Source organism: Ideonella sp. FW305-24, assembly GCF_058788035.1.
Map to the genome: position 1 here is coordinate 231,120 of NZ_JBYTAI010000004.1, position 18,529 is coordinate 249,648.

At 67.9% G+C, this 18,529-nt stretch carries 16 protein-coding genes; 6 read left to right on the plus strand and 10 right to left on the minus strand.

Annotated features, from left to right (window positions below; genetic code table 11):
• Positions 1 to 39: 39 nt before the first annotated feature.
• Complete coding sequence (locus tag AC3WR5_RS13010) at positions 40 to 2,538, plus strand: PAS domain S-box protein (RefSeq protein ID WP_492484962.1); 2,499 nt, start codon at positions 40 to 42, stop codon at positions 2,536 to 2,538.
• A 66-nt stretch (positions 2,539 to 2,604) separates the two neighbouring features.
• On the opposite strand, the gene AC3WR5_RS13015 is transcribed toward AC3WR5_RS13010, so the two are convergent.
• The 3 genes from AC3WR5_RS13015 to AC3WR5_RS13025 are packed head-to-tail and all read right to left on the minus strand — an operon-like array spanning position 2,605 to position 6,928.
• Positions 2,605 to 4,503, minus strand: coding sequence for a hypothetical protein (locus AC3WR5_RS13015; RefSeq protein WP_492484964.1), 1,899 nt, complete (start codon positions 4,501 to 4,503; stop codon positions 2,605 to 2,607).
• A gap of 25 nt (positions 4,504 to 4,528) precedes the next feature.
• Positions 4,529 to 4,663 (minus strand): hypothetical protein, encoded by a 135-nt coding sequence (locus AC3WR5_RS13020; protein WP_492484966.1) that lies wholly within the window; start codon positions 4,661 to 4,663, stop codon positions 4,529 to 4,531.
• Positions 4,664 to 4,708: 45 nt separating this feature from the next.
• A complete protein-coding gene (locus AC3WR5_RS13025; protein WP_492484968.1) occupies positions 4,709 to 6,928 on the minus strand; it encodes a winged helix-turn-helix domain-containing protein in 2,220 nt (739 codons plus the stop codon).
• 286 nt (positions 6,929 to 7,214) lie between these two features.
• Here AC3WR5_RS13025 and AC3WR5_RS13030 point away from each other — a divergent pair, with 286 nt between their 5' ends.
• On the plus strand, positions 7,215 to 9,134 hold the full coding sequence (locus AC3WR5_RS13030) for a carboxypeptidase-like regulatory domain-containing protein (protein WP_492484970.1): 1,920 nt from the start codon (positions 7,215 to 7,217) through the stop codon (positions 9,132 to 9,134).
• 295 nt (positions 9,135 to 9,429) lie between these two features.
• On the opposite strand, the gene AC3WR5_RS13035 is transcribed toward AC3WR5_RS13030, so the two are convergent.
• Complete coding sequence (locus tag AC3WR5_RS13035; protein ID WP_141288383.1) at positions 9,430 to 9,834, minus strand: winged helix-turn-helix transcriptional regulator; 405 nt, start codon at positions 9,832 to 9,834, stop codon at positions 9,430 to 9,432.
• Between AC3WR5_RS13035 and AC3WR5_RS13040 the strand changes: the two genes are divergently transcribed.
• The 3 genes from AC3WR5_RS13040 (at position 9,793) to AC3WR5_RS13050 (ending at position 11,397) form a co-directional block, all read left to right on the plus strand.
• Positions 9,793 to 10,335, plus strand: coding sequence for a DoxX family protein (locus tag AC3WR5_RS13040; RefSeq protein WP_492485494.1), 543 nt, complete (start codon positions 9,793 to 9,795; stop codon positions 10,333 to 10,335). The two genes, AC3WR5_RS13035 and AC3WR5_RS13040, sit on opposite strands and share 42 nt — an antisense overlap.
• A gap of 171 nt (positions 10,336 to 10,506) precedes the next feature.
• Positions 10,507 to 11,157: an alpha/beta fold hydrolase gene (locus AC3WR5_RS13045; protein WP_492484972.1), complete on the plus strand. Its 651-nt coding sequence runs from the start codon at positions 10,507 to 10,509 to the stop codon at positions 11,155 to 11,157.
• A gap of 12 nt (positions 11,158 to 11,169) precedes the next feature.
• Positions 11,170 to 11,397 carry a hypothetical protein gene (locus AC3WR5_RS13050; protein WP_492484974.1) on the plus strand — a complete coding sequence of 76 codons (228 nt, stop codon included), beginning with the start codon at positions 11,170 to 11,172 and terminating at the stop codon, positions 11,395 to 11,397.
• A gap of 56 nt (positions 11,398 to 11,453) precedes the next feature.
• Here AC3WR5_RS13050 and AC3WR5_RS13055 read toward each other — a convergent pair whose 3' ends face one another.
• From AC3WR5_RS13055 to AC3WR5_RS13075, 5 genes are all read right to left on the minus strand, one after another.
• Entirely contained in the window at positions 11,454 to 11,885 is a 432-nt protein-coding gene (locus AC3WR5_RS13055; RefSeq protein ID WP_492484976.1) for a DUF1801 domain-containing protein, read from the minus strand.
• 5 nt (positions 11,886 to 11,890) lie between these two features.
• Positions 11,891 to 12,226 carry a hypothetical protein gene (locus AC3WR5_RS13060; RefSeq protein ID WP_492484978.1) on the minus strand — a complete coding sequence of 112 codons (336 nt, stop codon included), beginning with the start codon at positions 12,224 to 12,226 and terminating at the stop codon, positions 11,891 to 11,893.
• 243 nt (positions 12,227 to 12,469) lie between these two features.
• A complete protein-coding gene (locus AC3WR5_RS13065; RefSeq protein ID WP_492484980.1) occupies positions 12,470 to 13,921 on the minus strand; it encodes an efflux transporter outer membrane subunit in 1,452 nt (483 codons plus the stop codon).
• A 23-nt stretch (positions 13,922 to 13,944) separates the two neighbouring features.
• Entirely contained in the window at positions 13,945 to 15,561 is a 1,617-nt protein-coding gene (locus AC3WR5_RS13070; protein ID WP_492484981.1) for an MDR family MFS transporter, read from the minus strand.
• Positions 15,554 to 16,648 (minus strand): HlyD family secretion protein, encoded by a 1,095-nt coding sequence (locus AC3WR5_RS13075; protein ID WP_492484983.1) that lies wholly within the window; start codon positions 16,646 to 16,648, stop codon positions 15,554 to 15,556. Before AC3WR5_RS13075 ends, AC3WR5_RS13070 begins: the two co-directional genes overlap by 8 nt.
• A gap of 75 nt (positions 16,649 to 16,723) precedes the next feature.
• Between AC3WR5_RS13075 and AC3WR5_RS13080 the strand changes: the two genes are divergently transcribed.
• Positions 16,724 to 17,452 (plus strand): CerR family C-terminal domain-containing protein, encoded by a 729-nt coding sequence (locus tag AC3WR5_RS13080; protein WP_492484985.1) that lies wholly within the window; start codon positions 16,724 to 16,726, stop codon positions 17,450 to 17,452.
• Here the strand turns inward: AC3WR5_RS13080 and AC3WR5_RS13085 are convergent.
• On the minus strand, positions 17,449 to 18,498 hold the full coding sequence (locus tag AC3WR5_RS13085; RefSeq protein ID WP_492484987.1) for an aldo/keto reductase: 1,050 nt from the start codon (positions 18,496 to 18,498) through the stop codon (positions 17,449 to 17,451). The genes AC3WR5_RS13080 and AC3WR5_RS13085 overlap by 4 nt on opposite strands.
• Positions 18,499 to 18,529: the final 31 nt, after the last annotated feature.

Here is an 18,529-nt window from a genome sequence, read left to right on the forward strand (position 1 = left end):
GTGTGCGACGTACACGCCGCGAGCAGCAGTGGAATGGACATGGATGTTGCGCCCACTCCAGCCACGGTGGATTCGCTCGGGCTGGACCGACGCCTGGCGCGGTGGCTCGTGCTCGCCAACCTGGTGATGTTGGCGTTCCTTGCCGGCCTCGCCACGCTGGCCCTGCAAGGCAGCTACCGCACGCACGCACAGCGCGCCCAGGCCACCAGCGAGAACCTTGCCACCACGCTGCAGCAGACGATTGCGTCGGAGCTGGCCCAGGTGGACCTGGCGCTGCTGAACGTGAGGGCCTCGCTGCGCCGCAGTGGCCAGACCAGCGAGTCGACCGACCCGGTCGTCGAGGCCGTGTTGGCCGATCAGATGCGCGTGCTGCCGGTGCTGGACAGCCTGCGCATTGCCGACGCATCCGGTCTGGTGCGCCATGGCCCGGGTGTGGTGGGCGCGCCGGTGAACATGAGCAACCGCCTGGTGTTCCAGCGTGCGCGTGACGAGGCCAGTGACAGCCTGCAGGTGTCAGAGCCGCTGCAGGCGCGCATCAGCCGCAAGTGGGTGATCGCGGTGGTGCGGCGGCTGGAGCGGCCGGATGGCAGCTTCGACGGGGTCGTCTATGCCACGCTTGCGGTCGATCATTTCCAGCAGATCCTTGGCGCGATGGACCTGGGGCCGCAGGATGCCGTGACACTGCGCAGTACGTCGCTGCAGCTGATCGCACGCCACAGTCCGTTGGCTACGGCGCAGCCGGTGCCGGTGGGCAACGCCGTGGTGTCGGCCGAGCTGGCCGTGGCGGTGCGGGCGAACCCAACCAGCGGCAGCTTCATGTCCGTCACCCCGATGGACAAGGTCCAGCGCCTGACTGCCTACCGACAGGTCAAACCGTATCCGCTGATGGTCCTGGTGGGCCTGGGCACCGAGGACTTCTTTTCGCCCTGGCACGAGCAACGCGCCCAGTTGCTGGGGCTGTTGCTCGCGTTGACGCTGGCGATGGCCGGGGGATCGGTGATCGCGCTGCGCAGCGCGCGGCGGCAGACGGCGGCCAGTCGTGCGCTGCTGGCCGAAGCCCGCCGCAGCGAGACCTTGCTGCGGGTGGCCTGCGACGGCATTCACGTGCTGGACCGCAGCGGCGCCCTTGTGCGCTGCAGCGACTCGTTTGCCACGATGCTGGACCAGGCCCCCAGGGCCATGCCGGGCCGCAACGTGCGCAGCTGGGAAGCGGTGATGACGGACACAGAGCTGGCCGAGCGCCTGCGCGGCATCCAGGTTGGCGAGACACAGCGCTTCGAAACCCGGCACCGTCGTCGTGACGGCAGCCTGATCGAGGTCGAGGTCCAGAGCCGGGCCGCCGAGATCGACGGCCGCGAGCTGATCTATTGCGCCGCACGCGACATCACCGAGCGCAAGCAGATGCAAGCGGAGCTGGCCGAGTCGGCCCAGCGCATCCGCGACCTCTACGACCAGGCCCCTTGCGGCTACCACTCGCTCGACGCCAACGGCGTGTTCGTGCACGTCAATGCCACCAGCGCCGCATGGCTGGGACTTCCTGCCAGCGAATTGATCGGCCAGCGCCGCATCACAGACTTCTTCACCGACGAAGGCTGCGACGCCTTCGCCCTGAACTTCCCGCTGTTGCAGGCCACTGGCCGGGTCCAGGACCTCGAATTCGACCTGGTGTCGGCAAGCGGCGCGCGGCGCAGGGTGCAGATCAGTGCGACCGCGATCTACGACGATCAGGGGCGCTTCTTGATGAGCCGCTCCGTGGTGCACGACATCACGCCGCTGCAGGAGGCCCAGGCCCTGCGGCTGGCCGCCGTGCAGCTGCAGGCCGAGAACCGCAACCTGCAGGAAAGCAGCCGGGTCCAGCAGGCGTTCCTGAACAATCTCTCGCACGAGCTGCGCACGCCACTCAATGCCGTGCTGGGCCTGTCCAGGCTGCTGCGCTCCGGCACCGTAGCACCCGGCTCGCCCAAGCACGAGGAATTCCTGGACCTCATTGGCCGCAGCGGGCAACAACTGCTGAGCCTGATCGACACCATCCTGCAGTACTCGCGAGCCGAAGCTGGCAAGCTCCCGCTGCTGCCCGAGCGCACCGAACTGACCGGCCTGGTGGCCGAGTTGCAAGCCGTCTTCGAGGAGCAGCTGCAAGCCAGGCAACAGGTGCTGCAGGTGAGCGTTGCGCCGGCGGTGCAAAGCGTCATGCTGGACCCGCTGCGCCTGAAGCAGGTGCTGGCCACCTACCTGGCCAACGCCATCAAGTTTTCGCCTGACCAGGGCGTGCTGCAGCTGCGCGCGCAGCGCGACGGTGACCGGGGCTTGCGCATCGAGGTGGAGGACCACGGCATCGGCATCGCCGGGTCCGACCTGTCCCGCATCTTCATGCCCTTTCGCCAGCTCAGCGAAGGCACCGCCAAGCGCTACGCCGGCGTCGGCATCGGCCTGGCGCTCGCCCGCCGCATCATCGAGTCACAAGGCGGCAGCGTGGGCGTGCGCAGCCGCGAAGGCCAGGGCAGCGTGTTCCACCTGGTGCTGCCGGACGTGGTGTGAGCGGGGCTGGTGGGTCGAAGGTCTGCCAGCCCTGCATCAGGCGCCGCGCTTAGGGCGCCACGACCGTTACCGTGGGCACCAGGTCGAAACCCTGGATTTCGAAGGGCTTGTCGGGGTGGACAGCCACAGCGAAGGGAAGTACTGGGCGCCGGACTGGAGCTTGGTGATTTGCGGCAGTGGCTTGGCGATGCTGCGGGTCTCGCCAGGCTGCAGCGTGATCAGCGTTTGCGCCTGGCCGCCGTCGCCTGGCACGCTGAAGGCGGTGGTATTGGCGGGCGAGCCGGTGGGCTGCACCAGGGCCGAGGTCCAGAAGGCCAGGGTCTTGGCGGTGGTGCCGGTGTTGGTCAGGTCGTAGCTGTAGTTGCACTTGCTGCCGGCGGGCAGGGCGTCGCCGTCGGCGCAGCCCTTCACATTGGCCACGACGATGTGCTTGGGCGGGATGGTGAAGTGGGTGACCGGTGCGGTCGTGCCGTCGTAGTCGAAGGTGGCCGAGTAGCCGATGTCGAAGCCGGTGGAGCCGGTGGCCCAGAACTGGTAGCGGCCGGCGGCGAGCTTGCGGGTGTCGATGCTGAAGCTGCCGTCCTGGCCGGCCTGCGCGCCATCGATGTAGCCGGTGCACAGCGCATAGCCGGGCTGGGCGCAGGCGTACAGGTTGACGTAGGGCGGGAAGGGCTGGGTCACCGGGGCGCCGGTGTCGGCGTTCAGCAGGGTGCCGGTGAAGCTGACCGTGGTGGCGCCGGCAACGGACTTGCGGGCGCCCGGTGTGGCTTGGCGGGCCGCCTTTTCGCGCCGCAGATTGCCTTCACGGATCAGCTTGGTCTGCGTGAGGCTCAGGCTGCTGGTGCCGCGGGCGGTGACGGTGAAGCCGAAGCCGGTCTGGCCCATGGTGGCCAGCGGCTTGCCTGTCTTGCCGACGTAGACCGTGGCCTGGCCGGTCACGCCGGTGAGCGCGCTGGCAATCGGCAGCACCTGGCTGACAACGGCCGAAGCGCCGGCGGCAATCTGCACATGCGCCGGCGTGTAGGCCGCGGCACCGGTCATGAAGTTGGAGGTGCCGTAAGGCGCGCCGCTGGGGCTGGCGTCCACCACGGTCCAGACGTCGGCGTCGATGGCTGACGCGGTGGTGTTGGTGACCGTGACGCTGAAGCTGCAGTCGCCGCCTTGCGTGCTGCGCTTGCAGGCGGTGGGCGAGGACAGCGTGACCGGCAGCGGCTTGACCTTCAGCGCGATCTTGGCGACGGTCTCCGGGCCTTCGTAGGCGAAGGGTGCGGAGTAGGTGCTGCCGTAACCGTTGGGCACGGTGCGCAGCTGGTAGTAGCCAGGGTCCATGCCGCCCAGCGACAGCGCAAAGCTGCCGTCGGACGAGACGGGCAGGGTGACCACTTCGTCGCGGCAGGTGTCGTAGCCGGGGCCGTCGCAGTGCAGCAGCGAGACGGGGCCGAGGTTGGGCGGCAGCGGCTGGCCGGTGCCGGCTTCGGTGACGGTGCCGGTCAGGTAGGGTGCGGCCGGCTTGATGACCTTGAGGGTGTAGCTGCCCAGTTCGTAAGGGCTGCCTTCGAAGAAGAAGTCCGGAAAACCGGCGGCGGCGAAGATCACCACGCCATCGGCCGGCACCTTGAACAGCCCGCGCGAGTCCATGTCCGGGCCGGCGTAGTCGTTCATCGCGATCTGCTGGCAGCTGCTGTCGAACACGCCAATGATGCTGTCCAGCAAGCTGCCGCCGCCGCCGAGATTGGCCGACAGGTTGGCCTGCAGCAGCTTGCCGGGCGTGGCGGTGACGCGGTAGAAGTCCACGTCACCGGTGACGATCTCACCGGTGACGGAGGTGCCAGGTGCGGCGCCGATGTCCTGCGCGATGGCGCAGCTGTTGTTGGGCTCGACTTCGGCGACCTTGGCCTGGACCCAGGGGCTGAGGGCGGCCAGCGCCAGGGCGAGGACGGTCTTGCGGGGAACTGCTTGGCTCATGATGAAGAGACTCCGGTGGTGCGCATCACCGAGCGATCTGCCGGTGTGTGTGCAGCCAGTTTCGCAACCGGTGTTCCTCATGGAAGGGGCTGGCCAGCCGATCCAGCAAAAACCAAGGGATTCCAGAAAAAAACCAGCCTGCTGCCGGCATGGTGGTCATGGAACCGGCAGCCGTTGCCTTTTCGTGCCCTGCGGAAGGCGCAGCTCAGGGGGCTTCCGGCACGCGCACCAGGTCGGCCTGCGCCGATCCTTTGCGCGTGACCAGCGCCTGGCCGCGGCCATCGACCGACAGTGAGCGGTAGGCGCCCACCGCGCCGGCCGGCAGCTCCAGCATTGTCTGGTCGTGGCCGCCGGCATCCCGGCGCAGCACCCGGTCGGCGCTGGCGCTGCGTGAGATGCGCCAGATCGCGCCATCGCGCCACCGCCAGTTGCCCCAGTCCTTGGGTGCCAGGTCTTCCAGCACCAGTTCGATGGGACCCCCGGTGCTGCCGTCGTCGTTCAGCGGCCGGCGCCACAGGCCGCGCAGGCCTTCACGGCTGAAGTACAGCCAGCGCCGGCCGTCGGTGCGCACTTCCTGTCCGAAGCGGGCCTGGTCGCCGGAGAGTTGGGTCAGCCCTTGCGTGGGCAGATCGAAGCGCCACAGCGCGGCGCTGCCGTTGTGATCGTCCGAGACCAGCATCAGCGAGCGGCTGTCCTCGCTCCAGCTGGCGTTGGACAGCATTGCAGGCAGCTCGATCACCTGGGGTTTGGCATCGGCCGGACCGTCCAGCCGGCCCACCACCAGGCGGTTGCCGGGGCGGCCGGCGAGCGGGGTCATGGCGGTGGCGTAGAACTTGCCGTCCGGGCTGCAGCCCGCTGGCTCCGGCGTGCCGTCTTCCGGCAGCGGCAGCTCGTGGGGCTCGGCCTGGGCGCCGTCGCGGTACCAGAGGCCGATGCGGCGCGAGCGGAACGAGATGAACAGCACGTGTTCGGTGTCGGCGCAGGCGTCGCCGTAGAGGTCGCGGCTGGTGGAGCGGATGGCCTCGCGAAGCTGCAGCTGCGCCTGCCCATCGGCCGCGGCGTAGCGCTCGATGTGGTCGTCGAACAGCTGCACGCTGGCGGCCATGTCGCCTGCGGCGCCCTCCGCATTTGTTCCCGTGGGCATGGCGGTCAGGCTGGTCACGTTTTCCACCCGCGAGAAGCGCTGCGGCGCGCCGCCGTCGCGGTCCACCTGCCAGAGCGCAAAGTCCCCTGCCAAGCCGGCGGAGAACACCACCGCGGTGTCATCCTGCCGCCAGGCCATGGCCCAGATCGGCTTGTCTGCCTCGATCAGCTGCAGCGCTTCGCCGCTCTGCACGTCCAGCCGCAGCAGGCCGGCCACCGTGTCCTTCAGCAGCATCACCGCCAGGTGTTTGCCGTCATGGGACCAGTCCATCTGCCCATAGCCCAGGCCGGCGGGCGCCTCGGCCAGCGTGCGTTCCTGGCCGTCCGCCAGGCGGCGAAGCTGCAGCCGTTGGCCGCTGGCGCTCTTCAGGCTGCGGCGGGTGAAGGCCAGCCAGGCGCCGTCTGGCGAGGCGGCCAGCGCGGCCGCGCCGTTGACGTGCACGCAGTCGGCCAGTTCGCGCGGCTGGCCGTCCTGCAGCGACAGCGTCATCAGCTTGCAGCGCTCGCCATGCTCGGCCTGCAGGTAGGCCAGCCGGTCGGCGCCCAGCCACACGGGCCGCTCGATCAGGTTTTGCGGGTCGCTGAACTCGCGCGGCGCCGCATTCGGCTGCTGCAGGTCCACCACGCGCAAGCGCGGATTGCCGCCGGTGCGGCGCCAGACGTAGGCGAGGAAGCGCCCGTCGGCTGAATAAGCAGGCCACTGCTCCACGCCTTCCAGCGTGGTCATGGGGCGCGGCGTGGGTGCCTGCTGGGCGCCGGCGCCGGGCCGGCGAGTCCACAGCAGCACGGCGGCGAGCGCGAGCAGGGCCAGCAGCAGGGCGAGGCCGGCGAGCTGCCGCGGCGACAGGCGGCTGGTGGCCGCGGCGGGCATGGTCGCCGCGGGCTCGGCCGCCACCGGCATCGCGGGCGGGGCTGCGCCGAGGGCCGCTGGCCGTCGCTGCGCCGGCCAGAGCAGGCGGTAGCCGGACTTGGAGATGGTCTCGATGGGCGCGTCGTCCGGCTCCGTCGCGCGCAGGCTGCGGCGCAGCTGCGAGACGGTGTGGGTCAGCGCGGTGGCGCCGGTGTAGGCGTTGCCGTCCCAGACTTCGGCGATCAGCTGTTCGCGGCTGAGAACTTGGCCGGCATGTTCGGCCAGCAGTTGCAGCACCCGGGCCGCCTTGCCGGAAATGCGCTCGCTGGCGCCGTCGGCACACAGCGTGCGCGCGGCAGGATCGAACACGAACCGCCCGATCTGCCATTGCCGCAGCTGGGCTTGGGGGGCCGGGTCGGCAACCGTGTCCATGTCCTCCAGCAAAACTAAGTGTCCATGCCAATCGAGTGAGGGAAAGCCTAGCGTACCGCACGGGACTTGGGCCAACGGCAGCAGGCTTGGCGCGGGCCCGCCGTTGGTGGAAGAAGTCCGCTCAACGGCGCTGTCCAGAGGCTGGCGTTGCCATTCCGTTGCCTCCGGGGCGCTTCCGATGCCCCGTCAGCTGAAAACCAAGAAAAAACATAGCCCCGGTCGGGTGCCATGCAAGCGGTGGGCCAACACACTGGCCACTTCTCCCAGCTCTTGCAGCCTCGCCACCATGTTGTATTTCCCGTTCCCTCGCCGCCTCCGCCTGGCCGGGCTGGCCGCCAGCCTGTTGATGGCCACCGCCTCGTTCGCCGCCCACGCGGCCTCGACTGAAACCGAGCCCAACAACGACTGCGCCAGCGCGCAGCTGCTGGGCAAGCTGTCCAACGGTGCAGACCTGACCGGCCAGATCACCGAAGGCGACGTCGACTACTTCCAGTTCACCGGCAACCCGGGCAAGTGGATGGAAGTCGAGGTCGTGCGCGACAGCAGCACGCCTGGCAACGACATGATGGCCGGCATCGTCGACAACACCTGCCTGGTCTCCGCGGCCAACAACGTGACCGTGATGGGCATGGTGCCGGCCGACGGCAAGCTCGTCTTCGCCGCCGCAGGTTATGGCGACTGGTCCTTCCACGGCTTGCCGGCCGAGTTCGGCAGCTATCACATGATCGCCGGCGCACCGCGGCATGCCTACCTGGTGGGCACCGTGCTGGACGGCAGCACCGGCGCAGCGCCGGCCTATTTCTCGGCCCTGGTCACGCTGCTGGCCTGCACCAGCAGCGACCCGGCCAGTTGCACCCAGGCCGTCAACTCCGCCTACGCTTCTGACCGGGACGGCAGCTACTACCTGCCGCTGGGCGACCTGCCCACCGGCCCGTACATGGTCAAGATGTCGGCCAACGGCTTTCACGACCCGAAGTACACCAAGGTCATGACGCTGGGCCCGGACGCCGGCCTGGTCACGCTGAACTTCAAGCTGAAACCCCCATCCTTGCCCGTGGGCTTCAGCGACTTCAGCGCCTGTACCTACATCAAGGCCGGCAGCGAGTGCGAGTTCAGCTACCAGGTCAAGAACACCACCAGCGCACCAGTCGCCATGGACGTGTGGGCCCACACCGTCGTGTCGCAGACGATTGGCGCGATCGAGGCGGTCGAGCTGGACGCCGGCAAGGGCGGCCGCCAGGCCAAGCGCATCGAGCTGCAGCCCGGCGAGAAGCTGAAGGTCAAGCAGGCACTGGGCGTGGCGGGCATGCCCTCTGGCATTGCCGGCACGACCATGCTGTATGCCGCGCTGGCCGACCATCCGACCGAGCTGGTCGGCATGTTCCCCGGCTTCGACTGGCGCATCACCGAAACCGGCACCGCTTCGCCGCTGTGGCCGCAACCGCACGCTTCGCTGAAGCGGGCCCGGCGCATCACGCTGGCCAAGGCCACAGCGGCCGATTCCGGCGCCATCAGCGGCAGCATCGTCGACGCCAACGGCCAGCCGGTCTCGGCCCACCTGACGCTGCGCTGGTGCTGGGACAACGCCGACACCGTGTGCGCCCAGTCCACGCTGAGCACCAAGTCGCTGGCCAACGGCCGCTACAGCTTCAAGGACGCACCCACCTGGCCGGCTGGCCGCTACCAGGTGTGGGTGGACGACTCGGCCTACGACCAGGCCTACAGCCAGGCCTTCGCCTATGACGCGGTCAACTCGGTCAAGCTCGCCCCGGTGCAGACGCAGCCGCGCAGCATCACCATCCAGGACGTGACCACCTGCTACGGCATGCCGGCCGAGATCCTGGTGCAGTACCCCGTGCGCCTGGGCGACGCCTGCACCATCGGCTACAGCCTGACCAACCACGCCACGGCACCGATGACCGTGGACGCGTGGATCCGCGTGCTGAGCGACCGCACCGGCAGCGTGGCCAACAGCGACTCGCGCTTCCTGCAGATCACCGCCTTCAGCGCTGGCAAGAAGGCCGGTTTCGTGCCGCAACGCGTCACGCTGCAGCCCGGTGAAACGCGGGTCATGTCGCAGCCTGTGAACCTGGCCGACGAGCCGCTTTACGCAGGCGGCGGCCTGGCGATCTGGGTCTCCCCGGCCGACCAGCCGCTCAAGCCTGCCGCCACCTGGAACCAGCAGATCTTCGCGATCGTGCCCTGAGGCAGCCGAGGCCTCGCCAATGAAAACGGGGGCCTCGCGCCCCCGTTTTTCATTGCGGCGCTTTTCGACCTGGCCTCCTTCCCATGCGCCGCCCAGCACCACAATCCACCGGATTTGCCTGCAGCGCGCGCTGCCCGCTGTGCTGCTGCGGGTCGGCGATGTGCTCGGGCTCGTCAAGGATGCCCCGGCTCGCCTCGCAGCCAACCCCCAGCGATTCATTGCGGGACGGTCCACACCTCGCCGAACTGATCGCGTCAAGTCTCATCCTCGTTTTGCCTACAAGGGCTGACTTGGCTTAAGTTCGATGGATGTGGCTTGACCTGGGTGCTACGGTCTTTCGGCCACGCGCGGAGGGCTTGACCGGCACGCTTTGCCCGTGCTCGCTCCACCAGGCCGTCAGTGCCTGCATCGTCGGGCCAAGCCCGCGAGCCTTTTGTGTCATTTCATATTCGACACGCGGAGGCACTTCGGCAAACACCGTGCGCGACACCAATCCGTCTGCCTCCATTTCGCGAAGTTGAGCCGTCAGCATGTGTTGGGTGATGCCTGGAATGGCCTTTCGCAACTCGCCAAAGCGGTACATGCGCTGATTCAACAGCCACATGATTTCCAGCTTCCATTTGCCGGAAAGCAGGGCGAATGCGCGGCGCATCTCTTCGTGCATGTTGACTTCGCCATCGCCATTAGTCAGGTTTTCCATACTAAGAGGCATTTATTCATCCTACTTGTCAATAATTATCTTAGTCGACATTCTTGCTGCATGTTGAACTTGAATGCTGATTGGCAAGACACCGTGGCCACCCCCTACATCTACTGGATCAGCACCGCGCTGCTGTCGCTGCTGTATTTCGTTTCCGCCTCCCTGTACATCGCCAAGGGCGACTTTGTGCGAAAGGCGCAGGAGGACCTTGGCTACTCGGCCGCTCACCTCATGCCTTTCATGATCGCGGTCAAGGTCTTGGGGCCTGCTGCGATTCTTTGGCGTTTCAACGTGGCGCTCAGTGATCTGGCCTACGCCGGCATCTTCTACCACCTGGTCCTGTCCGGGCTGGCGCATCTCGGTGTTCGCAAGCCCAAAGGCGCAATCCCGGCTGCCGCCGGACTGCTGCTGCTGGTCAGCTCCTTTGCGACGCAGAACGCCGCTCGCGAACTTCCCTCACCCTACGCGCCTGCAGCGGTGATCCAGGCATCGCCCAACTGAAGCGGGCAGTCCTGTCGCTACGAAAACATCCGTGCCTTCGTCGCCGACATCAAGGCTGACGGCGGCACGGCGCTCGGCATGCGCTGCGACGTCACCGATGGCGGGATGGTCGTCGACGCCGCACGCTGAATTGCGACCGCAAGCCAACAACCCAATCACCGGAGAAGCATCATGACGTCATACCAGGTCAGATCCTCGGATCAACCGTTCGCGGCCAAGAAGTACCTCGGCATTCACGGGCACAAGATGGCCTATATCGACGAGGGCGAAGGCCCGCCCATCATCTTTCAGCACGGCAACCCGACATCGTCCTACCTTTGGCGCAACGTCATGCCTCACTTGAAGGGGCTGGGGCGCTTGATTGCCGCCGACTTCATGGGCATGGGCGATTCCGACAAGCTCGACCCGGCGCTGGGTGCGTCACGCTACAGCTTCAGCGAGCAGCACAAGTATCTGCATGGGCTGTGGGACGCGCTGGATCTTGGCGATGAGGTGATCCTCGTCCTGCACGACACCGGGTCCATGTTTGGTTTCGACTGGGCGAACCAGCATCGTGAGCGTGTCCAGGGCATCGTCTACATGGAATCCATCGTGTCCCCGTTGCTGGTCTCCGATTTCCCCGAGCATGTACAGGCGCAACTCAAGCACATGACGCCAGAAGGGCTGGAGGCCAGTTTGCAAGGCCTGGATTTCCTTGAAGGCTTTCTGCTGGGCGCCCGCGACTTCACCGCAGCAGAGAGGGCTCACTATCGGGCTCCCTTTCTCCACCCCGGAGAGGATCGACGGCCCATGATCTCGTTCGACCTGCCGCTCGAAGGGTAGCCTGCGCACACCGTGAAGATCGCGGAGGACTATGCGCGTTGGCTCGGCCAGAGCGAGGTTCCCAAGCTACTGATCCGGTCCGACCCCGGCTATCTCCTGACGAACCGTCTGTATGACATTGTGAAAACCTGGCCCAACCAGACCGAAGTCACGATCAAGGGCGGCCACTACCTCCAAGAGACCTCGCCGGATGAAGTGGGAGAGGCGATTGCCGCCTTCGTGCGCCGTTTGCGCAAATGACACCAGGGTCCAGTCTGGCACCGGGCGCTTCCAAAATGCGCAGCCGCGCAGCCCCGCTACGACTTGCCCCAGCCCGGCATGCCGGCCGCTTGCTGCATCCACGCCGCCAGCTGCACTTCGTCGAGGTCATCCTCATGAACGTCGATCCAGCGCGCGTCCTTGCCGGTACCGCCGGGCGGTATCGGCTGCAATGAGGTGCCCTTGAAGAAACTCACCTTCACAAACCGCGCAAACACATGAAACGCCAGGAACCACCCCTGGCCTTCGACGCCATAGAACGGCGAGTTCCACTTCACGGCCTTGCGCGCATGCGGCACCTGCTGCATGACCAACGCATCAAGCCGTTGCCCGATGTCCCGCTTCCAACCCGGCATGGCCTCGATGTACGTCTGCACCGGCGCATCGCCATCGGCCTTGGCAATTTGCGGGTTGCCGCCGGAGAGCAGGGTCGCTTGCTTGGCCTTGCCTTTGTTCGCGCCGCTGGGCATGGCGGTTACCGGGCTGTTTGCCCAAGCGACTGCTGCCGCTGCTCATCGCTGAACCACTCGAACAGCACCAGCCCAACGATGGACGCGATGGGGAAGAACAGGAAGCCCAGCACCACCCATGCCACTACCGAGCGGCCCAGCCGCTGTGCCGCGATGCCAATGAATGCCAGGTGCAGCACGAAGCTCACCGCCAATGCGATGCCAAGCACCACCGTCAGCGGCATCGAGGCCGTGGTCCGGTCGACCAGCGGTGGCAGGAAGGCCACCACGCAGCCACCGAACACCAGAAGAGAAAACGTCGCTGCGACGATGGCTTGCTGTGCGGGGGACGATTGCTGCATCGGGAATTCCTTTGCGCGGTGCCTGCGTACCAAAGCAGTGTTTGGAGCGTGACCTCGGAGGCCAAGCGCCACTGCAGGAGGGTCGCCGCATTGTGAATGCAATTCGTCGGCCGCAAATCCTCCGGCGGTTGGACCCAGGTCCACTCAGGTGACGATGCGCCGGCACGCAGCACATGCCCCTTGTCGCTCGATTGAACAGCTGCGCCGGGTCTCTCGAACCAGGGTCGCACCCGCGCCGCGCCGTCACTCGGGCGCCCTGGCCACCGCGCCGGGCGTCACCTCCCACCCCAGCCCCAAACTCTTGTGCAACGCTGCAAAGTCCTGCAGCAGCTTGGCTTCGGCGGCCAGGCTGTCGCGGCGGACGTCGAGCAGAGTGCGCTGGGCGTCCTGAAGGTCCAGCTGGCTGGCGGTGCCGGCTTGGCGGCGCTGGGTGGTGAGCTTCAGGCTGCGGTCGGCGGAGGCTTGCTGGGCGAGCAGGCTGCGCAGCGATTCGCGTTGGTGGCCGTAGCGGGTGAGGGCGACGTTGGCGTCGCGCAGGGCTTGCAGCACGGTGGATTCGTACTTGGCTTGGGCTTCGTCCCGGCCGGCTTCTGCCTTGCGCACGGCGGCTGCGGTGCGGCCGAAGTCCAGCACGTTCCAGGACAGGTAGGGCGCGCCCAGCAGCACCAGGCTGTTTTGCCTGAGCAACTGGCCGGGGTCGGTGGCGCCCAGGCCGATGTCGCCCAGCAGGCTGAGCTTGGGGAAATAGCCGGCCTGCTGCTGGCCGATCTGCGCGGTGCTGGCAGCCAGGCGGCGCTCGGCGGCGCGAATGTCCGGGCGATGCTGAAGCAGGGCGGTGACATCGCCGACCGCCACTTCGCGCGGCACCTGCGGCAGCGCGGCCGGTGCGGCCAACTGCGGGTCCAGCGTGCCGGGCGCCTGGCCGCACAGCAGCGCCAGCCGGTCCAGCGCTTCGGTGACGGCGCCTTCGGCTTCCTGCACGCTGCGTTGCGTGGCCTGGTCGCGGCCGAACTGGCGCTCCACGTCCAGCATGCCGACCACGCCGCGTTCCTGGCGTTGGCGGGTCAGTGCCAGCGATTGCCCGTCCAATGCGGCGGCCTCGCGCAGCAGCAGCACGCGCTGCTGGCCGGCACGAAGCTCGGCGTAGGCCTGCACGACCTCGGCGGCCAGCGAGACCTGGGCATCGGCGAACTCGGCCTGCACCTGGCCGGACTGCGCTTCCGCGGCCTCCACTGCGCGGCGTGTGCCGCCGAACAGGTCGATCTCCCAGCTGGCGTCGAAGCCCACGTTGTAGAAGTGCAGGTCTTGTGAGGCCGCTGTGTCCGGCGCGCTGCTCAGGCCCAGTGCTAGCGCGCTGGCCGAGCCTTTGGGCTGGCCGTTGGCCTGCTGCTGCGCCAGCGTGGCGCGGGCCTGGCGCAGGCGGGCTTGGGCGGCGCGCAGGTCCGGGCTGTTGGCCAGCGCATGGTCGACCAGTGTGTCCAGCGTGTTGTCGCCGAGGCTGCGCCACCAGGATGCGGCGGCGGGCGCGTCGCTGCGCGCGCCGGCCTGCGCGGCACGCACCAGCGGGCCGGACGTTGCAGATGGCACCGCCGGCGCGCCGGCGTAGTCCGGGCCGACGGTGGTGCAGGCGGCGAGCAGCAGCGCGGTGGCCAGGGCCACGGCGCGCGGAAGGAAAGGCAGCAGTCGAAGCGGCATCGCGTTCTTTCTGAAAAGGTGCCTCAATGTGCTGATTCGGTGGCGGGTGCGGGCGCACGCGGCGTCTTGATCAGCAGGGCCAGCGGCACGCACAACAGCATCACCAGGCCCAGCGCGTAGAAGGTCTCGGAGTAGGTCATGACCAGCGCCTCCAGCCGGATCTGGCCAGCCAGCTCGGCCAGGGCCTGCAGCTGGGCATGGGCGAAGTCGCCAACCTGGGTCAGGTGGCCGGCGGCACTGGCGGCGATGCGCGACTGCGTGAGCTCGGCATTGGCACTCACCGAGCTGTTGATCACGTCGACGTGGAAGGCATCGCGCCGGTCGATGAAGGTGCCGATCAAGGCCAGGCCGACCGAGCCGCCGAGGTTGCGCGCCATGTTGTAGAGGCCGGCGGCGTCGCCCGACTCTTCGCGCGCCACCGAGGCCATCGCGGCCTGGTTCAGCGGCATCATGGCCAGGATCTGGCCCAGGCCGCGCAAGAGTTGCGACCAGGTGAAGTCGTCCGCGGCGCTCCTGGCGGTGAGGCTGCTGTCCAGCCAGCAGCTGCCGAAGATCAGGAGCAGGCCGGCGATGACCAGCACCGAATAGTGCATGCGCCCCAGCAGGCGCGGCAGCATCGGCATCATCAGGATGGCCGGGATGCCGCTGAGCAGCATCACCGCGCCGGCCTGCTGTGCGTTGTAACCCGAGATCTGCGCCAGGAACTGTGGCACCAGGTAGGACACGCCGTAGAACGCCGCGCCGACGGTGAAGACAATGAAGATCACGCTGGCGTAGCTCTTGTTGCGCATCAGGCTCAGCCGCAGGATGGGCCGCGCAGCCAGCCGCTGCGAGAGCGCCACCATCACCATGCCAATGGTCGACGCCAGGCTCAGCAGGATGATGAGGTCGGACTCGAACCAGCGCTCGCGCTGGCCTTCCTCCAGCACCGCGGTGAGCGTGCTCAGGCCCAGCGCCAGGCCGGCGATGCCCAGCCAGTCCGCGCCGAGGAACTCGCCCAGGTGCGGCTTGTCGGCCGGCAGGCCCCACAGCAGCAGCCCGACCAGGCCCACGCAGATCGGCACGTTGATGAAGAAGCACCAGTGCCAGCTGATGTTCTCGGTCAGCCAGCCGCCGATGACCGGGCCCAGCAGCGGGCCTAGCAGCACCGTGAGGCCGAACAGCGTCATGCCGGCGGGCAGCTGGTGGCGCGGCAGCCGGGTGCGCACGATGGTCTGCGCGGTGGGGATCATCGCGCCGCCGGTCAGCCCCTGGCCGATGCGGGCGAAGATCAGCATGCCCAGGCTGGTGGAGAAGCCGCACAGCGCCGAGAACAGCGTGAACAGCAGCGCCACGCCGACCAGGAAGTTGCGCAGCCCGAAGACCCGCGTGAGCCAGGCCGACAGCGGGATGACGACGATCTCGGCCATCAAATAGCCGGTGGAGATCCAGGTGCCTTCAGTGCCGGTGGCGCCAATGGCGCCTTGCACCTGAGGCAGCGCCGAGTTGGTGATGGAAATGTCCAGCACCGCCATCAGCGCGCCCAAGGCGCCGGCGGTCACGGCGATCCAGTCGTTCAGGCTGGCGTTCGGTTCACGGGCTGGCGCGGCGGTGCTGGGCGTGCTCGCTGTTGGCGGGTTGTCGGCCGTGGCTTCAGCCATGGTCCGCTGCTCCGCGGGTGTCCACGTCCGCCGTCACCGACAGGCCGGGCAGCAGGCGGGCGCGCTGGGCCGCGTCCACGTCCAGCCGTATGCGCACCGGCACGCGCTGGACGATCTTGGTGAAGTTGCCGGTGGCGTTTTCCGGCGGCAGCAGTGCGAACTGCGCGCCGGTGCCCGGCGAGAAGCTTTCGACCACGCCGCGCAGCGTCTCGCCTGGCCACGCGTCCACATGCAGCTTCACCGGCTGGCCGGCCTGCATGCGGCCGATCTGGGTTTCCTTGAAATTCGCCACCAGGTAGGTCTGCTGCACCGGCACGATGCTCATCAGCCGAGTGCCCGGCTGGGCGAACTGGCCGACGCGCACGGAAAGGTCGCCCACGCGACCGGCCTGCGCGCTGCGCAGCAGCGTGTCGTCCACGTCCAGCGTGCTCTGCCGGCGCGAGGCCTCGGCCGCGCGGGACTGGGCCTCGGCCTGCGCCACCTGGGCCTGGCTGGTGCTGAGCTTGCTGCGCGCGGCCTTCAGCGCCGCGCTGGCAGACACGAGGCTGGCCTGGGCCTGTTCCAGCGTGTTGCGCAACTCCGCCAGCCGTTCTTCGGTGGCGGCGCCGGTGGGGACCAGCGGCGCGTAGCGTGCGACTTCATCGCGCGCATGGCGCTCGGCCAGGCGGGCCAAGGTTTCCTGCGCCTGGGCCTGTTCGATCTGCGCCTGCTGCTGCACCAGCTCGGCCTTCACCCGCTGCAGGTCGGCCTCGCGGGCTTCGAGCTGGGCCTTGGCCTGGTCGAACAGCGCTTCGTACTGGCGCCTGTCCAGCCGAACCAATGGCGTGCCTTGCTGCACCACCTGGTTGGCCTGCACCAGCACCTCGGCCACGTAGCCGCCGACCTTGGGCGTGACGACCACCGCGTCGGCTTTCAGGTAGGCGTCGTCGGTGCTTTCGATGTAGCGGCCGACCTGCCACCAGTGCAGGCCCCAGGCGCCACCGACCACCAGCACGCCCACGCCGAACACCCAGGCCACCGCGCGGCCGCGCATCTTTCTGGGCGGTTTCGAGGCGGCGGCCGGCTTGGGCTGGTCAGGCGAGGACATGCGGAACTCCAAATTCGTACGGTTGATAGATTTTTTCCAGATGGAAGAAATCTGTCAACTGGTATATTTTTGAAGATGGCCAAGCCTGAAGCCCCTGCACCCCACGACACGGTCCGTCCCCGGCACCGCGCCGACGGGGGCTACGCGCGCGGCGAGGAAACGCGCCAGCGGCTGATCGACGCGGCCATCCGGCTGTTCGGCGAGCGGGGTTACGAAGGCGCGTCCACGCGCGACATCGCGCGCCTGGCCGGCGTCAATGCACCTGCGTTGCAGTACTACTTCGACAGCAAGGAAGGCCTCTACAAGGCCTGCATGGCAGACCTGTCCTGCAGCGCGGAGGCGCATTTCGCACCCGCACTGGCGGCGATGGAGGCCGCGCTGGCGGACCCCCAGGCATCACGCGAGACGCTGATAGAAGCGTTTTTCCTGATGCAGGACGCGACGGCAGACCGCCTGCTGCTCAGCGATGAAGCCCAGCACCGCCGCCTGTTCATCGCCCAGGACCAGGCCGGCCGCGGCGCGCTGGCCGAAGTGCAGGAAGGCCCGGGCAAGCAGCGCCTGAAGCGGGCCGCGGCCGAGGTGGTGGCCCGCCTCAGCGGCCGGCCCGCCAATGATCCGCTGACCCTGCTGCGCATGATGACGGCGCAGGGGCAACTGCTGGTCTTCCACGTGGTGCCGAAGACCGCGCTGCAGTCGCTCGGCTGGGTGCAGCTGGATGGCGAGCACCTGGCGCTGCTCAAGCAGACGGTGCGCGAGCAGACGCGTGCGTTGATCGACAGCTGGGCGCCGCCGCGCGGCGATTAACCCGCGGCGCCTTGCAGCGCCAGCACCGGCGCACGCTCGGCAAACATGCCGTTCCAGTACGGGTAGTGCGGATAGGGCGGTGTGGTCGCACTGGCGGTGTTGAGCTTTTCCATCTGCGCCGCGCTCAGTTGCCAGCCCAGCGCACCGAGGTTCTGCTTCAGCTGTTCCTCGGTGCGTGCGCCAATCAGCACGCTGCTGACCGTGGGCCGCTGCAGCAGCCAGTTGAGGGCGATCTGCGGCAGGGTCTTGCCGGTTTCCTCGGCCACCTCGGCCATTGCATCGATCACTCGGTAGAGGCGTTCGTCGTCCACCGGCGGCGCGAAGCCGGCCGTCTCGTGCAGGCGGCTGCCTTCGGGCAAGGGTTGGCCGCGGCGGATCTTGCCGGTCAGGCGGCCCCAGCCCAGCGGGCTCCAGACGATGGCGCCCACGCCCTGGTCCGCGCCCAGCGGCATCAGCTCGTGTTCATAGTCGCGGCCGATCAGCGAGTAGTAGGCCTGGTTGGCCACGTAGCGTTGCAACCCCAGGCGCTCGGACGCGGCGAGCGACTTCATCAGCTGCCAGCCGGCGAAGTTGGACACGCCCAGGTAACGCACCTTGCCGCTGCGCACCAGGTCGTCCAGCGTGCGCAGCACCTGCTCGACCGGCGTCATCGCGTCGAAGGCATGCAGCTGCAGGATGTCGATGTGATCGGTGTCCAGCCGCTTCAGCGCGGCGTTCACGCCTTCGATCAGGTGGTGGCGCGACGAGCCGGTGTCGTTCGGGCCGTCGCCGCTGCGCAGCGAGAGCTTGGTCGACAGGATGGCCTGGTGGCGCCTGCCCTTCAGCGCGGCGCCGAGGATGGCTTCGGATGCGCCGTTCGAGTAGACGTCAGCCGTGTCGAACAGGTTGACGCCAGCGTCCAGGCAGATGTCGACGATGCGGCGTGCGCCGTCCACGTCGGTGTTGCCCCAGGCGCTGAACAGCGGGCCCTGGCCGCCGAAGGTGCCAGCGCCAAAACCGAGGGCCGGCACCTTGAAGCCGGAGTTGCCGAGAAAGCGGTGTTCCATTTGAGGTTCCTGAATGAGGGGAAAGATGTTG

Coding starts and splice junctions, on each gene's coding strand:
- AC3WR5_RS13030 (WP_492484970.1), top strand. CDS start 7,215: ATGTTGTATTTCCCGTTCCCTCGCCGCCTCCGCCTGGCCGGGCTGGCC.
- AC3WR5_RS13060 (WP_492484978.1), bottom strand. CDS start 12,226: ATGCAGCAATCGTCCCCCGCACAGCAAGCCATCGTCGCAGCGACGTTT.
- AC3WR5_RS13065 (WP_492484980.1), bottom strand. CDS start 13,921: ATGCCGCTTCGACTGCTGCCTTTCCTTCCGCGCGCCGTGGCCCTGGCC.
- AC3WR5_RS13055 (WP_492484976.1), bottom strand. CDS start 11,885: ATGCCCAGCGGCGCGAACAAAGGCAAGGCCAAGCAAGCGACCCTGCTC.
- AC3WR5_RS13075 (WP_492484983.1), bottom strand. CDS start 16,648: ATGTCCTCGCCTGACCAGCCCAAGCCGGCCGCCGCCTCGAAACCGCCC.
- AC3WR5_RS13035 (WP_141288383.1), bottom strand. CDS start 9,834: ATGGAAAACCTGACTAATGGCGATGGCGAAGTCAACATGCACGAAGAG.
- AC3WR5_RS13010 (WP_492484962.1), top strand. CDS start 40: ATGGATGTTGCGCCCACTCCAGCCACGGTGGATTCGCTCGGGCTGGAC.
- AC3WR5_RS13020 (WP_492484966.1), bottom strand. CDS start 4,663: ATGACCACCATGCCGGCAGCAGGCTGGTTTTTTTCTGGAATCCCTTGG.
- AC3WR5_RS13085 (WP_492484987.1), bottom strand. CDS start 18,498: ATGGAACACCGCTTTCTCGGCAACTCCGGCTTCAAGGTGCCGGCCCTC.
- AC3WR5_RS13045 (WP_492484972.1), top strand. CDS start 10,507: ATGACGTCATACCAGGTCAGATCCTCGGATCAACCGTTCGCGGCCAAG.
- AC3WR5_RS13080 (WP_492484985.1), top strand. CDS start 16,724: ATGGCCAAGCCTGAAGCCCCTGCACCCCACGACACGGTCCGTCCCCGG.
- AC3WR5_RS13070 (WP_492484981.1), bottom strand. CDS start 15,561: ATGGCTGAAGCCACGGCCGACAACCCGCCAACAGCGAGCACGCCCAGC.
- AC3WR5_RS13025 (WP_492484968.1), bottom strand. CDS start 6,928: ATGGACACGGTTGCCGACCCGGCCCCCCAAGCCCAGCTGCGGCAATGG.
- AC3WR5_RS13015 (WP_492484964.1), bottom strand. CDS start 4,503: ATGAGCCAAGCAGTTCCCCGCAAGACCGTCCTCGCCCTGGCGCTGGCC.